Source organism: Pseudomonas sp. 31 R 17, from assembly GCF_900004915.1.
GTDB classification, from domain to species: Bacteria; Pseudomonadota; Gammaproteobacteria; order Pseudomonadales; family Pseudomonadaceae; genus Aquipseudomonas; species Aquipseudomonas orientalis_A.
In genome coordinates, this window is the sequence record NZ_CVTN01000065.1 from 505786 (window position 1) to 523082 (window position 17297).

Annotated in this window: 17 protein-coding genes; 3 read left to right on the plus strand and 14 right to left on the minus strand. The window is 60.2% G+C overall.

Going from position 1 to position 17297, the window contains the following annotated elements:
- Nucleotides 1-154 precede the first annotated feature (154 nt).
- The 3 genes from BFP89_RS14495 to BFP89_RS14505 all read right to left on the minus strand — a co-directional run bounded on the left by BFP89_RS14495 (nt 155) and on the right by BFP89_RS14505 (nt 3241).
- On the minus strand, nt 155-1768 hold the full coding sequence (locus BFP89_RS14495; protein WP_065886134.1) for an NAD(P)/FAD-dependent oxidoreductase: 1614 nt from the start codon (nt 1766-1768) through the stop codon (nt 155-157).
- A gap of 106 nt (nt 1769-1874) precedes the next feature.
- Nucleotides 1875-2546: a COG3650 family protein gene (locus tag BFP89_RS14500; protein WP_065886135.1), complete on the minus strand. Its 672-nt coding sequence runs from the start codon at nt 2544-2546 to the stop codon at nt 1875-1877.
- 95 nt (nt 2547-2641) lie between these two features.
- On the minus strand, nt 2642-3241 hold the full coding sequence (locus BFP89_RS14505) for a short chain dehydrogenase (protein ID WP_065886136.1): 600 nt from the start codon (nt 3239-3241) through the stop codon (nt 2642-2644).
- Nucleotides 3242-3345: 104 nt separating this feature from the next.
- Here BFP89_RS14505 and BFP89_RS14510 point away from each other — a divergent pair, with 104 nt between their 5' ends.
- Nucleotides 3346-4260 (plus strand): LysR family transcriptional regulator, encoded by a 915-nt coding sequence (locus tag BFP89_RS14510; protein ID WP_065886137.1) that lies wholly within the window; start codon nt 3346-3348, stop codon nt 4258-4260.
- Here BFP89_RS14510 and BFP89_RS14515 read toward each other — a convergent pair.
- From BFP89_RS14515 to BFP89_RS14555, 9 genes are all read right to left on the minus strand, one after another.
- Complete coding sequence (locus BFP89_RS14515; protein ID WP_065886138.1) at nt 4251-4736, minus strand: DoxX family protein; 486 nt, start codon at nt 4734-4736, stop codon at nt 4251-4253. The two genes, BFP89_RS14510 and BFP89_RS14515, sit on opposite strands and share 10 nt — an antisense overlap.
- Before the next feature lie 11 nt (nt 4737-4747).
- Nucleotides 4748-5509 (minus strand): HvfC/BufC N-terminal domain-containing protein, encoded by a 762-nt coding sequence (locus tag BFP89_RS14520; RefSeq protein WP_065886139.1) that lies wholly within the window; start codon nt 5507-5509, stop codon nt 4748-4750.
- Nucleotides 5506-6384, minus strand: coding sequence for an MNIO family bufferin maturase (locus BFP89_RS14525; RefSeq protein WP_065886140.1), 879 nt, complete (start codon nt 6382-6384; stop codon nt 5506-5508). The genes BFP89_RS14520 and BFP89_RS14525 overlap by 4 nt, the downstream gene beginning before the upstream one ends.
- Before the next feature lie 23 nt (nt 6385-6407).
- The gene (locus BFP89_RS14530; protein ID WP_065886141.1) at nt 6408-6704 is read right to left on the minus strand and encodes a BufA1 family periplasmic bufferin-type metallophore; all 297 of its coding nucleotides are present in this window, start codon (nt 6702-6704) and stop codon (nt 6408-6410) included.
- 169 nt (nt 6705-6873) lie between these two features.
- Nucleotides 6874-7575 (minus strand): ABC transporter ATP-binding protein, encoded by a 702-nt coding sequence (locus BFP89_RS14535; RefSeq protein ID WP_065886142.1) that lies wholly within the window; start codon nt 7573-7575, stop codon nt 6874-6876.
- A 1-nt stretch (nt 7576) separates the two neighbouring features.
- A complete protein-coding gene (gene livG / locus BFP89_RS14540; RefSeq protein ID WP_065886143.1) occupies nt 7577-8344 on the minus strand; it encodes a high-affinity branched-chain amino acid ABC transporter ATP-binding protein LivG in 768 nt (255 codons plus the stop codon).
- The gene (locus BFP89_RS14545) at nt 8341-9594 is read right to left on the minus strand and encodes a high-affinity branched-chain amino acid ABC transporter permease LivM (RefSeq protein ID WP_065886144.1); all 1254 of its coding nucleotides are present in this window, start codon (nt 9592-9594) and stop codon (nt 8341-8343) included. Before BFP89_RS14545 ends, livG begins: the two co-directional genes overlap by 4 nt.
- Nucleotides 9591-10514: a high-affinity branched-chain amino acid ABC transporter permease LivH gene (gene livH / locus BFP89_RS14550; RefSeq protein ID WP_065886145.1), complete on the minus strand. Its 924-nt coding sequence runs from the start codon at nt 10512-10514 to the stop codon at nt 9591-9593. The genes BFP89_RS14545 and livH overlap by 4 nt, the downstream gene beginning before the upstream one ends.
- A gap of 229 nt (nt 10515-10743) precedes the next feature.
- The gene (locus tag BFP89_RS14555; protein ID WP_065886146.1) at nt 10744-11871 is read right to left on the minus strand and encodes a branched-chain amino acid ABC transporter substrate-binding protein; all 1128 of its coding nucleotides are present in this window, start codon (nt 11869-11871) and stop codon (nt 10744-10746) included.
- Nucleotides 11872-12212: 341 nt separating this feature from the next.
- Here BFP89_RS14555 and BFP89_RS14560 point away from each other — a divergent pair, with 341 nt between their 5' ends.
- Nucleotides 12213-12515 (plus strand): DUF2288 domain-containing protein, encoded by a 303-nt coding sequence (locus BFP89_RS14560; RefSeq protein WP_065886147.1) that lies wholly within the window; start codon nt 12213-12215, stop codon nt 12513-12515.
- Between the two features lie 190 nt (nt 12516-12705).
- Here the strand turns inward: BFP89_RS14560 and BFP89_RS14565 are convergent, their stop codons facing one another.
- Nucleotides 12706-14970, minus strand: a complete 2265-nt coding sequence (locus BFP89_RS14565; protein ID WP_065886148.1) for a putative bifunctional diguanylate cyclase/phosphodiesterase — start codon at nt 14968-14970, stop codon at nt 12706-12708.
- A 137-nt stretch (nt 14971-15107) separates the two neighbouring features.
- Nucleotides 15108-15476 carry a YkgJ family cysteine cluster protein gene (locus tag BFP89_RS14570; RefSeq protein ID WP_065886149.1) on the minus strand — a complete coding sequence of 123 codons (369 nt, stop codon included), beginning with the start codon at nt 15474-15476 and terminating at the stop codon, nt 15108-15110.
- Nucleotides 15477-15724: 248 nt separating this feature from the next.
- Between BFP89_RS14570 and BFP89_RS14575 the strand changes: the two genes are divergently transcribed.
- A complete protein-coding gene (locus tag BFP89_RS14575; RefSeq protein WP_065886150.1) occupies nt 15725-17071 on the plus strand; it encodes a spinster family MFS transporter in 1347 nt (448 codons plus the stop codon).
- The last annotated feature ends 226 nt before the right edge of the window (nt 17072-17297 follow it).

Consider the following 17297-nt stretch of genomic DNA (forward strand, 5'->3'; position numbering starts at 1 on the left):
CTGCGTTCGGCCAGCGTGGTTTAACGGGGCGCCTGAGATCAAGATCAAAAGCAGATCAAGATCAAGAGCGGCTCGCTTCGCATCGTGGTTACGGGTGGGCGCTGCTGAGTTGTGTAGACACCTATGGCTATCGAGGGCCCCCTCCCACATGTTCTCAGGCTTCGATGCCCAGCATGTCCCGGGCCAGGGCCTCGGCAATCCGAATGCCATCGACGCCCGCCGACAGGATGCCCCCGGCATAACCCGCGCCTTCACCGGCCGGGAACAAGCCTTTCACGTTCAGGCTCTGCATCGATTCATTGCGGGTAATGCGCAGCGGCGATGAGGTGCGGGTCTCGATGCCGGTCAAGACCGCGTCGTGCAGCGAGTAGCCTTTGATCTGCTTCTCGAACGCCGGCAAGGCTTCGCGGATGGCTTCGATGGCGAAGTCCGGCAGGGCCAGGGCCAAGTCACCCAGGGATACCCCCGGCTTATAGGACGGTTCCACGCTGCCGATAGCCGTGGACGGCCTGCCTGCGATGAAGTCGCCGACCAACTGCGCCGGGGCTTCGTAATTGCTGCCGCCGAGCACGTAGGCATGGGATTCCAGGCGCTCCTGCAGTTCGATACCGGCGAGCGGTCCGCCCGGGTAGTCCACTTCGGGCGTGATGCCGACCACGATGCCTGAGTTGGCGTTGCGCTCATTACGCGAATATTGGCTCATGCCGTTGGTCACGACGCGATTGGGCTCCGACGTCGCGGCCACCACGGTGCCGCCGGGGCACATGCAGAAGCTGTAGACCGAGCGACCGTTTTTGGCGTGGTGCACCAACTTGTAGTCGGCGGCGCCGAGTTTCGGGTGCCCGGCGTATTTGCCCAGGCGTGCGGCGTCGATCAGTGACTGTGGGTGCTCGATCCGGAAGCCCACCGAGAACGGCTTGGCCTCCATGTACACGCCACGGCTGTGAAGCATGCGGAAGGTGTCGCGGGCACTGTGGCCCAGGGCAAGGATCACGTGCCTGGAGAGAATGTGCTCGCCGCCGTCGATGACCACGCCATTCAACTGGCCATCTTCGATCAATACGTCGGTGACCCGCTGTTCGAAGCGTACTTCACCGCCCAGGGCGATGATCTGCTGGCGCATGTTTTCCACCACGCCGGTCAGGCGGAACGTGCCGATATGCGGTTTGCTGACATACAGAATCTCTTCCGGCGCACCGGCCTTGACGAACTCGTGCAGCACCTTGCGCCCGTGGAATTTCGGGTCCTTGATCTGGCTGTACAACTTGCCGTCGGAGAAGGTCCCGGCGCCGCCTTCGCCGAACTGCACGTTGGACTCGGGGTTGAGCACGCTTTTGCGCCACAGGCCCCAGGTGTCCTTGGTGCGTTGGCGCACTTCCTTGCCACGCTCGAGGATGATCGGCCTGAAACCCATTTGTGCCAGCAGCAGCCCGGCGAAGATTCCGCAGGGGCCGAAACCGACCACCACCGGCCGTTCGACCAGGCCTTGCGGTGCCTTGCCCACCACGTGGTAGCTGACATCCGGCGCCGGATTGATGTTGCGATCATCGGCAAACTTGAGCAGCAGGGCGGCTTCGCTCTTCACATTCAAGTCGACGGTGTAGATGAAGCACAGCTCCGAGGACTTCTTGCGGGCATCATAGCTGCGCTTGAACAGGGTGAAATCGAGCAGGTCATCACTGGCGATGCCCAGGCGCTGCACGATGGCAGGCCGCAGGTCCTCTTCGGGATGGTCGATTGGCAGCTTGAGTTCGGTGATTCGTAACATGACGGGATCCGGTAGGCGGCGGGCAACAAGGCCGGCTGTTTTGCAAACCGGCGATTATAAGCCCCAATAGGGTTTTTCCGTCAGGTTAAAACAGTGCGGGTGACGATCAGTCGTCCCGCGAGCCGCCGAATGCCGCGCACCCACGCTGTACCTGGCCGTTGACACGCAGTTCGGCGCTCATGTGTTGCAGGCTGCCGCTCACGCTGTCGACGCAGCGCTGCGGGGCGACCCACAATTCGATGTGCTGGTGATTGGCGTCGGTCATCAGGTTGAAGCGCCCATCACCCAGTTGCTCTTCGACATAAGGCACCGCCAGAGGCGGCTGGCCTTCGCGTTCCAGCACCATGCCCTTGGCCGTGACGCTCATCGCCCAGGCCGGCTTATGGCCGTTTGCCCGCAGGATCATGCGTTTGAAGTCCGGGTCGTTGCAGGCCGATGTCGAGCGCTCGACGCGATACAGCTGTTGCAGGTCCACCGAGCCCTGGGTGCCGCTGGCGACGCCGGAAAATTTGCCACGCAAGTCGGCGAACAACGTGCCTTGCTGACCGGCCAGGGAGGCGGCTTCCTGCAGGATGCTGGTGCCGGCGGTATCGCTGACCACGTAGTTGCGCTGGTCCTGGCAGGGCTGGAACAACAGCTTGCCGTCAACCGCCGTCAGTTCGCCCTGCATGCGGGTCAGTCCGACAGTGGACAGCTTGGCCGGCTCGCTGTCGAACATCTGGCAAGCGGCGAACAAAGGGAACAGGGCGAGCAGGGTAAGGGTCGAGGCGGCACGCATTTTCGGTCTCCAGACAAGTGCCGTCACGTTACGCAGGCTCGCGCCGCATCACAAGCCCGCAGCCCAGCTTCAGGCGATTCTTACAAACCTGAAACTTAGCCCACGATAAACGTCTGACCGGTCTGCAAGCCCTCGACACTTTTTGCGTAGGCTAAAGCCACTTCGGCGCCGGCCACCGGTTTGAACCCACGGAAATAGGGTGCGTAGCTGCCCATGGCTTCCACCAGTACCGTCGGGCTCACGCTATTGATACGCAACCCCCGGGGCAGTTCGATGGCTGCTGCCTTGACGAAGGCGTCCAGTGCGCCGTTGACCAGTGCCGCCGACGCGCCGGTGCGAATCGGATCACGGTTCAGAATGCCGCTGGTGAAGGTAAACGACGCGCCGTCATTGGCGAATTCCCGGCCGATCAACAACAGGTTGACCTGGCCCATCAGCTTGTCACGCAAGCCCAGTTCGAAGTCGGTTGCGCTCATCTCGCCCAACGCCACGAAGTTCACGCTGCCTGCCGCGCAGATCAGCGCGTCGAACGTGCCGGTCTGCTCGAACAGTTTGCGTATCGAGGCGCTGTCGCTGATATCGACCTGGAAGTCGCCGCTGTTGCGGCCGATGGCAATCACGTCGTGACGCTGCGCCAGTTCGGCCTTGACCGCCGAACCGATCGTGCCGCCGGCACCAATCAAAAGGATTTTCATCGTGCTGTTCCTCCGGGAGTGAGATGAAGGTTAAGTCTAGAGTGGCTTTTTCCATGGATAAACGCGCTAATGGGCAACTGTTGGTTTTCAATTGGAAACAATCGATGAGCGAAATGGACGATCTGGCGGCTTTTGCCGTATTGATCGAAGCCGGCAGTTTCACCCTGGCGGCCGAGCAACTGGGCTGCAGCAAGGGGCAATTGTCCAAGCGGATCAGCCAGTTGGAGGGGCAGTTCGGCGTGGTGTTGTTGCATCGCACCACGCGCAAGCTGAGCCTTACCGCCGCGGGTGCGGCGCTGCTGCCCCAGGCACAGGCGCTGGTGGTGCAGGTGGAACGTGCGCGTCAGGCCTTGGCGCGGCTCAAGGATGACCTGGCCGGTCCAGTGCGTATGACGGTTCCGGTTTCCCTGGGAGAAACGTTCTTCGATGGCTTGTTGCTGGAGTTTTCCAGGCAGTATCCGCAGGTGCAGATCGAACTGGAACTGAACAACAGCTATCGAGACCTGGCACGGGACGGGTTCGATCTGGGCGTGCGCTCAGGGGCCATCGAGAACGAGCGCCTGGTGGTCAAGCCGCTTTTGGCCTGGCACGAGATGACCTGCGCCAGCCCGGCCTATCTGCAACAGCACGGCGAACCGCTGCGCCCGGCGGACCTGGCGGGCCATACCTGTCTGCTCAACAGCCACTACAGCGGCCGCGAGGAATGGCTGTATCACCAGCAGCATGAGCTGTTGCGTGTGCGGGTGAGCGGCACCTTCGCGTCTAACCACTACAACCTGTTGAAGAAGGCCGCGTTGGTGGGCGCCGGTATCGCGCGGCTGCCGTCGTACCTGTTGCCGACGGAACTGGCCGAGGGCCGATTATGCGCGCTGTTGCGTGACTATCAGACGCGCAGCCAGCCGATGTATCTGGTGCATCCCTATCAAGGTGGCCTGCCGCGACGCACCCAGGTGCTGGCCGACTACCTGGTGGACTGGTTCAAGCGCAGCGGTGCAACCCTGGATCGCCTTCAGCGGTAGTGCCGAGCGATCCAGTGGTCGATGGACAACCGGCCCGGGCCCTTGGCCACCAACAGTAATAACAGCGCAATCCAGGTGCCATGGGTAGGGTAGGCGTCTGGATAGACGAACAACTGAATGGTCAGGGTCATGCCAATCAAGGCCAGGGCCGAGAATCGCGTGGCCAACCCCAGCAGGATCAGCGCCGGGAAAAAGTGCTCGGCAAAGGCTGCCAGGTGCGCGGCGACGTCGGGGGACAACAGCGGGACGTGATATTCGCTGCGAAACAAGGGCAAGGTCGAGGCGGCAAGCCGGGGTTCACCCAGTTCGAAGGTGCCGTTGATCAGGTCGATGGCAAAGCCTTCAACCTTGGTTTGCCCGGACTTCCAGAACACCGCCGCAATGGAGAAGCGTGCGATAAAGGCGATCAGGCTATAGGGGATTTTTTCGAAAAGGGCGATGGCCTGGGTCAGCAGGCGCGCAGCGGAACGGTTCATGGCGATACCTTTTATTCGAGGTGCAGATGAGTGATGGCGTCGTGGCTGATCAACAGCGTCAGGCATTGATGCAGGTCGAACTCGGACGAGGCCTGCAAGGCATGCTCCACTGCCATTTCCAGCCCCGTGCCTTGGTTCAGGCAGTTGATAAAGCTCACCGAGCCGCTGTCGATGGCGAACGTCTTGACCGCTAACCCCTGGCGCAACACCACCGCATTTTGCGCAGGCCAGGGGCTGAAACCGGTGACATCGCCGTCATTCTGGTGAGCGGCCCATACCGCCACCACCGCATAGGGCGAGCGCAAGGTGGCGAGCGATGGATGCAATTGCAGGCTCGACTGCCCCAGATTTTCTTGACCCTGCAGGTGTTGAAGAATGTGCTGCTGGCACAGCGTCGGCGTGTCGGCTGCGTGATAGGCACGTACCCGCAGGCGCTCCAGCCTTGCGATATCCGCCAGGTAGGGCACGCTGTCGGCCGGTTCGAATGCCTGGATAAAATCGGCGAGTCTGCTGCCGTACTCGTTGATCAACGGGCTGGTAGGCGGGTTAGCCTGTACGAAAAGGCTGGCCATGGCGCGGAAGAATTCATCGCCCACCAGTTGTAATGTCACCGGGTAACTGGCTGCCAGCGCATTGATCAACGAGCCCTGGACATTGTTGCGGTACACCGCAAAGCGGCTGGCGGGGTCGGCGCCGTTGCTGCTGAACAGGCCATCCGGGCAGCCACCGTGTGCCGCGAGCAGCGCATCGGCGAACGCGCTCTGAACACTCATGACATCACCTGCGCCAGGCAACGTTCGGCTTGCCGTGCCTCGGCGTGCAGCACACTGAAGGCCGGCACCTGGTTATCACGCTCGATCAGTGTGGCCACCGGCCCCGTGCGTGTGAGCACCTGTTCGTAGAGCCGCCACACCGCATCGTCGATCGGCGCACCGTGATCATCGATGAGCAGTCGATCGCCCAGGCTGTCGGAATCTTCGGCAAAGCCGGCCAGATGTATCTCGCCGACGGCATGCAACGGTAGTGCATCGATGTAGGTCAGCGGGTCACGCTGGTGATTGACGCACGACACGTAGACGTTATTGACGTCCAGCAGCAACCCGCAGCCGGTGCGCCGGACGATTTCGCTGATGAAGTCGGTTTCGTCCAGGGTGGAGCGCTGGAACTGCACGTAAGTTGATGGGTTCTCCAGCAGCATCGGCCGCTTGAGCGTGCTTTGCAGCTGGTCTATGTGCGCGCAGACACAAGCCAGGGTTTGCGCATCGTAGGCCAGGGGCAGCAGGTCATTGAGAAATACCGGGCCGTGGCTGGACCAGGCCAGATGTTCGGAAAACGAGTGGGGTTGATAGCGATCAATCAGCCTGACCAGTCGCGCCAGGTGCTCAGGGTCGAGTGGACCTTCGCCGCCGATGGAGAGCCCAACGCCGTGCAACGACAGCGGGTAGCGTTCGCGAATCAACCCCAGGTAGTGGTGAAAAGGGCCGCCGGCAACCATGTAGTTTTCGGCATGCACTTCAAAGAAACCAATGTCGGGTGAAGTTCCGAGCACCTCAGTGAAGTGCTCGTTCTTCAGTCCCAGTCCGGCCCGACGCGGCAGGCCGGGTACCTGAGCCTGGGAGACGGCTTGCAGGGATGAAAGGGTCATCATCAGTACTCAGGTTACGCGGGGTTTCAGGACTTTGCTTTGAAGGCTGCTTCCTGGCCGAAACCGGTAGGCGAGGTGGTGCTTGGGGTCTTGAGGCAAGTACCGGCTGGGACCAGTTTCCAGGCGTTGGCCTGGTCCTTGGTTTTGGACGTGCCGGCGCAGGAAGTGCCGGCGCCGGCGGCGCAGTCGTTCTTGCCGGCTTCGGCGACACCGAAGCATTTCTGCATGTCGTCAGCGGCGTGGGCGGTGGTGGTCAGGGCAGACAGGCTCAGGGCTGAACCAAGGGCCAGGACGAGGGTAGCGGCGGACAGTTTGGTGGTCATGGTGTGTCTCCAGCAGTGGGTTGAGTTGGCAGGCTCGATTGCCTGCTTGCACCACTAGAGAGAGGGGGACTGTGTTCGTTACAAGACCAGCCAAAAAAACTTCAAATGACGCAAAACAAAATGTGGGAGGGATCAAGCCCCCTCCCACATTTAGAGCCAGCTCCGGATCTTAGCCGCCCAGGTACGCCTCCCGCACCTTCGGATCGGTCAGCAACTGCTCGCCCGTGCCCTGCATCACCACCCGGCCGTTCTCCAGAACATAGGCGCGGTCGGCGATTTTCAGTGCCTGGTTGGCGTTCTGCTCCACCAAAAACACCGTCACGCCGTCCTTGCGCAGTTGTTCGATGATGTCGAAGATCTGCTGGATGATGATCGGTGCCAGGCCCAAAGATGGCTCGTCCAGCAGCAACAGCTTGGGCTTGCTCATCAACGCGCGGCCGATGGCGAGCATTTGCTGCTCGCCGCCGGACATGGTGCCGCCGCGCTGGCTGAAGCGTTCCTTGAGACGGGGGAACAGGTGCAGCACCTTGTCCATCTGCTCCTGGTAGTCGCCCTTGTCGGTAAAGAACCCGCCCATGGCCAGGTTCTCCTCCACGGTCAGGCGCGAGAATACGCGACGGCCTTCCGGTACCACCGCAATGCTCTTGCGCATGATTTCGGCGGAGTGCTTGCCCACCAGTTCTTCACCCATGTAGCGGATGCTGCCGCTGTGGGCCTGGGGCGAGCCGCACAGGGTCATCAGCAGGGTGGACTTGCCGGCACCGTTGGCGCCGATCAGGGTCACAATCTCTCCCTGGCGCACTTCCACGTTGACGCTGTGCAGGGCCTGGATCTTGCCGTAGAAAGTGCAAACGTTTTCGAATTGCAGCATTTTACGCTTCCCCCAGATAGGCTTTGATCACTTCGGGATTGTCGCGGATCTGCTCCGGCGTCCCGTCGGCCAGCGGCGTGCCCTGGTTGATCACCACGATATGGTCGGAAATGCTCATGACCAGTTTCATGTCGTGTTCGATCAACAGCACGGTGGCGTTGTTTTCCTCACGCAACACGCCGATCAGTGCCTTGAGGTCTTCGGTTTCCCTGGGGTTCAGGCCGGCCGCCGGTTCGTCGAGCATCAGGATCCGCGGGCGGGTCATCATGCACCGGGCGATTTCCAGGCGACGTTGCTGGCCGTAGGCGAGGGTGCCGGCCGGACGGTTGGCGAACTCGGTGAGATTGACCTTGTCCAGCCAGTATTCCGCGTACTCCATGGCCTCGCGCTCGCTCTTGCGGAACGCCGGGGTCTTGAACAGGCCTGCGAAGAAGTTGGTGTTCAGGTGACGGTGCTGGGCGATCAGCAGGTTCTCGACCGCCGTCATGTCCTTGAACAAACGCACGTTCTGGAAGGTGCGCACCACACCCTTGCGGGCGATCTCGTGACCGGCCAGGCCCTGGATCGGCTGACCGTCCAGCAGGATATTGCCGCCGCTCGGCTTGTAGAAACCGGTGAGGCAGTTGAACACCGTGGTCTTGCCGGCGCCGTTCGGGCCGATCAGCGCCACAACCTGTTTCTCCTTGACGGTCAGGGCAACGCCATTGACCGCCAGCAAGCCGCCGAAGCGCATGCTCAGATTTTCGACTTTCAGGATCTCGCGGCTCATTTGCGCAGCTCCATGTGTGGACGTTGCATGGGCAGCAGGCCTTGAGGGCGCCAGATCATCATCAGCACCATGAGCGCACCGAACATCAACATTCGGTATTCACTGAAATCGCGCATCAGTTCCGGGAGCAGCGTCATTACCACGGCAGCCAGAATAACGCCCAGTTGTGAACCCATTCCGCCCAATACGACAATCGCCAGAATGATCGCCGACTCGAGGAAGGTAAACGACTCAGGTGTAACCAGCCCCTGACGGGCAGCAAAGAAGCTGCCGGCAAAACCGGCGAATGTCGCCCCGAGGGTGAATGCCGAGAGTTTGATGACTGTCGGGTTCATACCCAAAGCACGGCAGGCGATCTCGTCTTCACGTAATGCCTCCCAGGCTCGGCCGATCGGCATGCGCAGCAAGCGATTGATCACGAACAAAGTCGCAAGCACCAGCAACAGCGCAATCAGATAGAGAAACACTATCTTGTCAGATCCGCTGTAAACCAAACCGAAGTACTCATGAAACGTTTGTCCGCCATCAGGCGCAGTTTTATCGAGCGGAAGACCGAAAAACGTTGGCTTGGGAATGTTGCTTATGCCGTTCGGCCCGCCGGTGAGGTCGGTCAGGTTGCGAAGAAACAGACGAATTATTTCCCCGAAGCCGAGCGTCACAATTGCCAGGTAGTCGCCGCGCAGTCGCAACACTGGGAAACCCAGAAGGAAACCGAAGGTGGCAGCCATCATTCCGGCAATTGGCAGGCAGATCCAGAAGCCCCAGCCGAGGTAGTGCGACAGCAGTGCGTAGGTATAAGCGCCAACAGCGTAAAAGCCTACGTAACCCAGGTCGAGCAACCCCGCCAGGCCCACCACAATGTTCAACCCCAGCCCAAGCATCACGTAAATCAGGATCAAGATACCGATATCCACCGCACCTCTGGAGCCAAAAAACGGCCATACAAGGGCGGCGGCGATCAGGGCGATGATGATGTAACGCTGCGTACGCGGGAGGGTCAGGAATTGGCTGACCTTGGGTGAAACCAGCGGACCACGATTGCGTTTGAATAACCCACCAAGCTGGTGGGTAAACAGTACCCGCAAAAACATCAGAACCGAACACACCGCGATGATGCTCAACGTCAGCGGCCCGGTACCATGCACTTCCAGGTTGATCCCGACAATGCTCAGCTTGAGGCCGAGTACCGGAAAGGCCACGGCCCATACCAGCAAGGCGCTGAAAAACGCCGATTTAAGATATCTGCTCATACTTTCTCAACCTCCGGACGGCCCAGGATGCCGGTCGGACGGAACAACAACACCAGAACCAACAAGCCGAATGCCACCACGTCCTTGTACTGGTCACCGAAGATATCGGCGCCGAAGGCTTCGGCCACGCCCAGCACCAGCCCGCCGAGCATGGCGCCCGGGATGCTGCCGATGCCGCCCAGTACCGCCGCGGTAAAGGCCTTGAGGCCCACCAGGAAGCCGGCGTTCGGGTTGATCACGCCGTACTGCATGCTCAGCAACACGGCAGCGACGGCTGCAAGTGCGGCGCCGATCACGAAGGTCAGGGCGATGATGTTGTTAGTGTTGATGCCCAGCAGGTTGGCCATCTTGATGTCTTCGGCGCAGGCCCGGCAGGCGCGCCCCAGACGGGAGCGGGAAATGAACAGCGTGAGGCCGAGCATGGCCACCAGGGTGACGATGAAGACCAGGATCTGCATGTAGGAAATCAGCACTTCCTCCGCACCACCGGGACCGAAGGAAATGCTCCCCGGAATCAGGTTGGGAATCGACTTGTCCTTGGAGTCCTGGGACAGCAATACGGTGTTCTGCAGGAAAATCGACATGCCGATGGCGGAAATCAGCGGGATCAAGCGGTTGCTGCCGCGCAAGGGGCGGTAGGCAACACGTTCGATACTGTAGCCATAGGCACTGGTCACGACGATCGACGCCAGGAACGCAGCGGTCATCAACAGCGGCAGGGAGTGGATACCCATCATGGCCAGCCCGGCAAGGGCGATGAAGGCCACGTAGGAACCAATCATGTACACCTCGCCATGGGCGAAGTTAATCATTCCAATGATGCCGTAAACCATTGTGTAGCCAATGGCTATCAAGGCATAGGTGCTGCCAATGGTCAGGCCATTAACCAGCTGTTGGAAAAAATGATAGATCTCAGGCATTACAGCGCTCCTAAAAACCCGATACGCATTTCACTGGTGGAGTCATGTTCCGGCCCTGTGCTGTGTTCTGTGAGCACATTTGCACAAAGCGTTTGCCAGCGAACCGCTGGTGACGGTTTTAAGATTTTCAGGTGAGCCAGCGCCCGGATCGCGGGTGACAGGCCCATAAACCTCGTAAAACAAAGCCCACTGCTCTCACAGTGGGCTTGTTGGACCAGTAACGCCTGGCTTACTGAGGGGAAACTTCGGTTTTTGGTTTGCCGAAGTGCCATTCATAGACCACGAACTTGAAGTCCTTCAGGTCGCCCTTGGCGTCGAAGCTCAGTTCGCCGGTAGGGGTCTTGAAGGTACCGGCGTGGATGGCTTCGGCCACCTTGGCGGTGTCTTCGCTCTTGGCGGCCTTGATACCGCCGGCGATCACTTCGATGGCCGAGTAGGCCGGGAACACGAACGGACCGGTCGGGTCCTGCTTGTTCTTGGCAAACTCTTCAACGATGGCTTTGTTGGCAGGGTCGGTGTCGAAGGATTTCGGCAGGGTCACCAGCAGGCCTTCGGAAGCGCCCTGGGCGATTTGCGAGATGGAGTCGTTACCGACGCCTTCAGGGCCCATGAACTTGGCGTTCAGGCCTTTTTCCTTGGCCTGGCGCAGGATCAGGCCCAGCTCAGGGTGGTAGCCGCCGTAGTAGACAAAGTCGACGTTGGCTTGCTTGAGTTTCTGGATGATCGAGGAGAAGTCCTTGTCACCGGCGTTCAGGCCTTCGAAGACGGCAACTTTGACGCCTTTTTCTTCAAGGGTTTTCTTCACGGCGCTGGCGATGCCTTCACCGTATTGCTGCTTGTCGTGCAGTACGGCAACGATTTTCGGCTTCACGTGGTCGGCGATGTAGTTACCGGCCGCCGGGCCTTGTGCGCTGTCCAGGCCGATGGTGCGGAAGATCAGCTTGTAGCCACGGGCGGTGATTTCCGGGCTGGTGGCTGCCGGGGTAATCATGATGACGCCTTCGTCTTCATAGATATCCGACGCGGGCTGAGTGGAGCTGGAGCAGAGGTGACCGACCACGAACTTGACGCCGTCATTGACCACTTTGTTGGCGACGGCAACGGCCTGTTTCGGATCGCAGGCGTCATCGTATTCCTTGGCTTCAAGCATTTTGCCGTCTACGCCGCCCTTGGCGTTGATGTCGGCGATGGCCTGCTTGGCACCCATGAATTGCATGTCGCCGTATTGCGTTACGGGACCGGTCTTGGGACCCGCGATGCCGATCTTGATGGTATCGGCTGCGAACGAATGGCCGGCAACCCCAGCCAGGACCATAGCGGCAAACAGTTTGGAAATCTGCTTAGTAGCCTTATTCATAGTGCTCCACTCTTACTGTTGTATTTTTTATAGTTCTAGCGGCCTTGTGAGCTGCAGAACCGGATCGGATATCGCGGATATCCCCCCGGCATTGCCCTGGCAACTGTACCGGTACAGTGTAGAGCGCCGGTTGATCGCTTGAAAAGCTGGCTGTCGGGGGCAAAACCGGGTTGTGTCGCTTAAATGAAAGAAAAAGACAGAATTGCGCCGGGGTTATGCCAGTCTTTCAAGCATTCCCTGGCTTTCCCGATGCTTTCAATCGCTACCTCATTTGCTACTGGGTTTTTCTGAATGAGCCACGACGCTATGATTGCGCCGATTTTTTACTCAGGTGAACTCCCATGACGCAAGAACCTAGCACCCTCTATGCCAAGCTGCTCGGTGAAACCGCCGAAATTTCCTGGAAGGAGCTCGAACCGTTCTTTGCCAAGGGTGCCCTATTGTGGGTCGATGCCGGGCTGGATTTGATCGAAGCGGCCGAGGCGATGGCCGAAGACAATCGCGATAAAGTCGCTGCCTGGCTGGCTGCGGGGAGCGTTGGCGAAGTGTCTGCGACGCGGGCGTTGGACCTGGTCGAGCGTGACCCGGGCCTGTGGGCGGTGGTGGTCTCGCCGTGGATTTTGATCCAGGAAAGGGCGGCATAAGAAAGTCGTGATCAAAAAGGGTGCACCACTCGCGCTTGGGCAAGTGTGTAGCGGAGTAACCGCTTGGCCAGTGATGGCACCTTGCCGTAGAGAAAGGTCACAGCCTGACGGTGACGTTAACGTCACGGGAACAGTTGGGAAGCCGGGGTAAGTGCCGGGAAATTGTTTCAAGGTATTGGGCGTGGCCGCGTCAGCGAATGGGCCTCACCGTGGAAGGCGGGCTCACGCGCGCCGGTGCAGGTGCCTTGGGCGAAGCCGCGTCTTTATTGGCGGCTGCGCTGAACGTGTGCAGCGGGTTGCGTATCTGCATGCCCTGCATGACGCCGATGATTTCGCTGAAGGCCACCGCCGGGCTCAGCAGATAACCCTGAATGAAATCGCAGCCATGCTGCAGCAACAGTTCGAATTGCGCCTGGGTTTCCACCCCTTCGGTCACCACTTCCAGATGCAGGGTATGGGCCATGCCGATAATCGCCTGGACGATTTCGCTGTCGGCGGTGGACTTGGGAACATCCTGGATAAACGAGCGGTCGATCTTCAAGGTGGTGAGCGGCAGTCGCTTGAGGTAGGCCAGCGATGAATAGCCAGTGCCGAAGTCATCGATGGCCAGGGACACGCCCAGGGCGCGGATCTGCCGCAACAAGGCCAGGGTGCTGCTGATATTGCCCATCAACGCGTTTTCGGTGACTTCCAGCTCCAGGCGATTGGCGGCAATGCTGGCAAAGCGCAGGGCGGCTTCGATTTCGTCCGCCAGTTCATCCCGGGCCAGGTTCAGGGCCGAGCAGTTCACGGACATGGTCAGCTCGGTGTAGCCGCGATCAGACAGCAGGCTCAGGTCATGACAGGCCTGGCGCAAGACCCAGTGGTCCAGTTCGGCAATCAGCCCGTTGCTCTCGGCAATCCCGATAAACCGGTCCGGCGCCAGCAGGCCGTGTTGCGGATGCTGCCAGCGCACCAGGGCCTCCAGGCGCGTGACCTTGCCGAGCTTCATGTCGAAGATCGGCTGATAGAACAGCACCAGCTCGTTACGCGTGCGCAGGGCGGCGCGCAGTTCTTCTTCCAGTTGCAGCTCCAGAAAGGCGCGGGTTTTGAGGTTGGAACTGAAGAAGTGCAAGCTGTTGCGCCCGGCGTCCTTGGATTGGTAAAGCGCAAGGTCAGCGGTTTTCAGCAGTTCCTCACAGGTCTGGCCGTCGTCGGGAAACAGGCTGATGCCGATGCTGGTGGTCATGACCATGCGCCGGCCGGCCAGCTCGATGGGCTCTTTCATCTTTTGCATGATGCGCTGGGCCATGTGCCGCGCTTCGTCGCGATGATGGATATTGATCAGGATGCAGAACTCATCCCCGCCAAAGCGCGCCACCACGTCGGCATGGCTGCGCACCGAGCTTTTGATATGGCTGGCCAGCACGGTGAGCAGTTGATCGCCGGCGTCGTGCCCAAGGCTGTCGTTGATACGCTTGAAATGGTCGATATCGAGGAAGATCACCGCCATCATGCCGTTGGAGGCGGTTTTTTCAGCGACCTTTTCCGCAAAGATCTGGTTGAAGCCGCGCCGGTTGAGCAAGCTGGTCAGCGCGTCGTAATGGGCGACCTGCTGCAACGAGGCCCGAGCCTGGTCCAGTTCGCTGAGCAGCGCGTTGACCCGGCGCAGATCGCGTTCCTTGTGCTGCAGTTTTTTGTCCGCCAGGGCGGCGCTGATGCTGCTGCCGATCACCAGCAAGGTAATCACCGCCACCGACAGGCCCAGTTGCATGGGGTTGTTGTCCACCGGCAGTGACAGATTCACGCCGTTGGGTACCAGCAATTGCATGGCCGCCATGCCGGTGAAATGCATGCTCAGGATACCGGCGCCCAGCACCAGGCTGGCGGCGTATTTGAGCAGTTGGTGAAACACGCCGGCACCATTGCGCAGGTAGCTCGACAGCAACAACGCCGCCAGGCTCGCGCCGATGGCAATCGCCACCGACGCCATGAACAGCCCGGATTCGAAGTACACCTGGGCCTGTGAGCGCATGGACGACATGCCGACGTAGTGCATCAGGGCGATGCCCAGTCCCATCCACACCGAGGCCAGCACGTACTGGTGCAAGCGCAGGCGCGCGTGACTGAGGGTCTGCATGGCGAACAGCGAAGCGATCAGAGCGATGACCAGCGAGACGAAGGTCATGAGCAATTCGTAATGAATGGCGATGGGCGCCTGGAATGCCAGCATGCTGATGAAATGCGTCGACCAGATACCGCCCGCCAGGCAACCCGCGCCCAACCAACGCCAGCGGCGGCGGGCGGTGGGGTCTTCCACATGGCCGACGCGTTCGGCCATATCCAGCGTGCCGAAGCCCGCCGCGCAGGCGACCAGATAAGCCAGCAGCACCAGAAAGGGGTTATGACTGCAATTGAGTAATAAGTGCCCGTTGTCTGGAAGCTCGGTGAAAAAGTGCAGCCCCAGCCATTCCATAGCGTGTCCCGTCATAGCGTCCCGTCACTGCCTCAGGCGGTGACCTATGAGATCGAGTATAGAAGCCTCGCGGGATTTGCCATGAATAATGGCACTTTGATTCAATTCTTTTTGCATGGCGCCCATAGCGTTTGATGCTAAGCGCTGATGGGCAGATCCAGTTCGAAAGGTCGTTCCTGGAGGGGCGCCAGACCGAAAGCGGCGCGGGCGGTATCGCAGTCGACGTTATGCACGCCCTGGCTCCACGAGGCGTCAAATTCGCGGCAGGGGCTTGAGCGCTGTTCATAGATGGAACAGCGCGTGCCTTTGCCCACTTCACCCTCGAGGCTGCAGCAGCGTGCGGGCTTCTGGTCGGTGCCGATCATTGCCACGCGGGTGGGGTTGATCTGCACCACCAGGTCGTCGGGCACCGTACCGCCCGATGAGGCGCATTCGCCCCAGAAGAAAGACACGCGAAAGTGTGAACAGCAGGCACCGCAATTCAGACACGGACTGGCTTCGGACATGGGCGTCATCGATTAAGAGTAGGGAAGGGGAACTGCGGGAAGGCTCGCCATTCTATCTGGGCCGTGGCCGTTGGGAAGGGGGGCGCATAGATATATTTTCGTAGGGAAAGTCCCGTAATTTCGGGGATATCACGCCCTATCAGCTTTACGAATCATTACAGACAAGTGCCGCCGGCCTGACTATGTTGCAGCTACTGAGCAGGATGCAGTGGGCATCGCAGCTCTCATAACAATAAAGAGACGGACCCATGCAGAACTCGACCCAAGCGGCGAATGCCTGGCGCATTCTGTTCCTGCTGTTCCTCGCCAACCTGTTCAACTTCTTCGACCGCACCATTCCCGCGATCATCATCGAGCCGATCCGCATGGAGTGGCATCTGAGCGACTTCCAGCTCGGCATCATCGGTACCTCTTTCACCATCGTTTATGCCATCGCCGGACTGCCGCTGGGGCGCCTGGCCGACACGGGTTCGCGCAGCAAACTGATGGGCTGGGGCCTGTTTGCCTGGAGCGGGCTGACGGCGGTCAATGGCCTGGTTGGCAGTTTCTGGAGCTTCCTGCTGGTGCGCATGGGCATCGGCATCGGGGAAGCCAGCTATGCCCCCGCCGCCAATTCGTTGATCGGCGATCTGTTTCCCGCCCACCGCCGCGCGCGTGCCATGGGGATCTTCATGCTCGGCCTGCCGTTGGGCTTGTTGCTGGCATTCTTCACCATCGGTGCGATGGTCAAGGCGTTCGACAGCTGGCGCGCGCCGTTCTTTATTGCCGCCGTGCCGGGGCTGATCCTCGCGGTGTTCATGTTCTACATCAAGGAGCCCAAGCGCGGCGCGGCGGAATCGGTGCAAGTGTCCCAGGAACGCGTCGACCGTCCGATCCGCCGTGTGCTGGCGGTGCCGACGTTCCTGTGGCTGGTGCTGGCCGGGCTGTGCTTCAACTTCGCCACCTACGCGTGCAACTCATTCCTGGTGCCGATGCTGCAACGTTACTTCCTGATGCCTTTGCAGGAGGCCGCGGTGGCCACCGGTGTGATCGTCGGCCTGACCGGTCTGGTGGGCCTGACCCTGGGTGGCTGGATTGCCGACAAGATCCACCAGCGGGTCGCCAATGGCCGGCTGCTGTTCGCCGCGTGCAGCCTGATCATCTCCACGGTCACCACCGCCTGGGCCTTGCATGCCGGGCGTATCGAGATCGGGGTGTTCGTCTTGCTGTTCAGCGTGGGCTGGTTGTTTGCTTACAACTTCTATACCTGCGTGTACACGGCGATTCAGGACGTGGTTGAACCGCGTCTGCGGGCCACGGCGATGGCGTTGTTCTTTGCCGGCCTGTATTTGCTGGGTGGGGGGATGGGGCCGATTGTGGTGGGCGGGCTGTCTGATCATTTTGCCCATGCAGCGATGTACGCGGCGGGGGCCGAGCAGATGACCGAGGCTTATAAGGCGGTGGGGTTGCATGACGCCATGTACCTGATCCCGGTGGCGTTGTTTCTGACCATGCTGTTTCTGTTTCAGGCTTCGCGCAGTTTTGTGCGTGATGCCAGGCGGATGAAGGAGGGGTTGGGTGCGGTGGAGGTGCCGGCTGCTGCGGCGACTGCTTGAGACCGAGGTGAGGCTATCGGGGCCCCCCCCCACATTTGATTTGTGAGCGCAGTTAAGTGTGGGAGGGGCGGTGCGACGATTCGACTTGCCCCCGATGGCGGCCTCAGGGCCGACCGGGATGTTGGATTAGACCGAGTACATATCCGTTTCTGCGGTAACGGCCACTTAGGGTTCCGCTTTTACAGCGGCTCACTTTTGAAAAGCGCAAAAGTAAGCAAAACGCTCT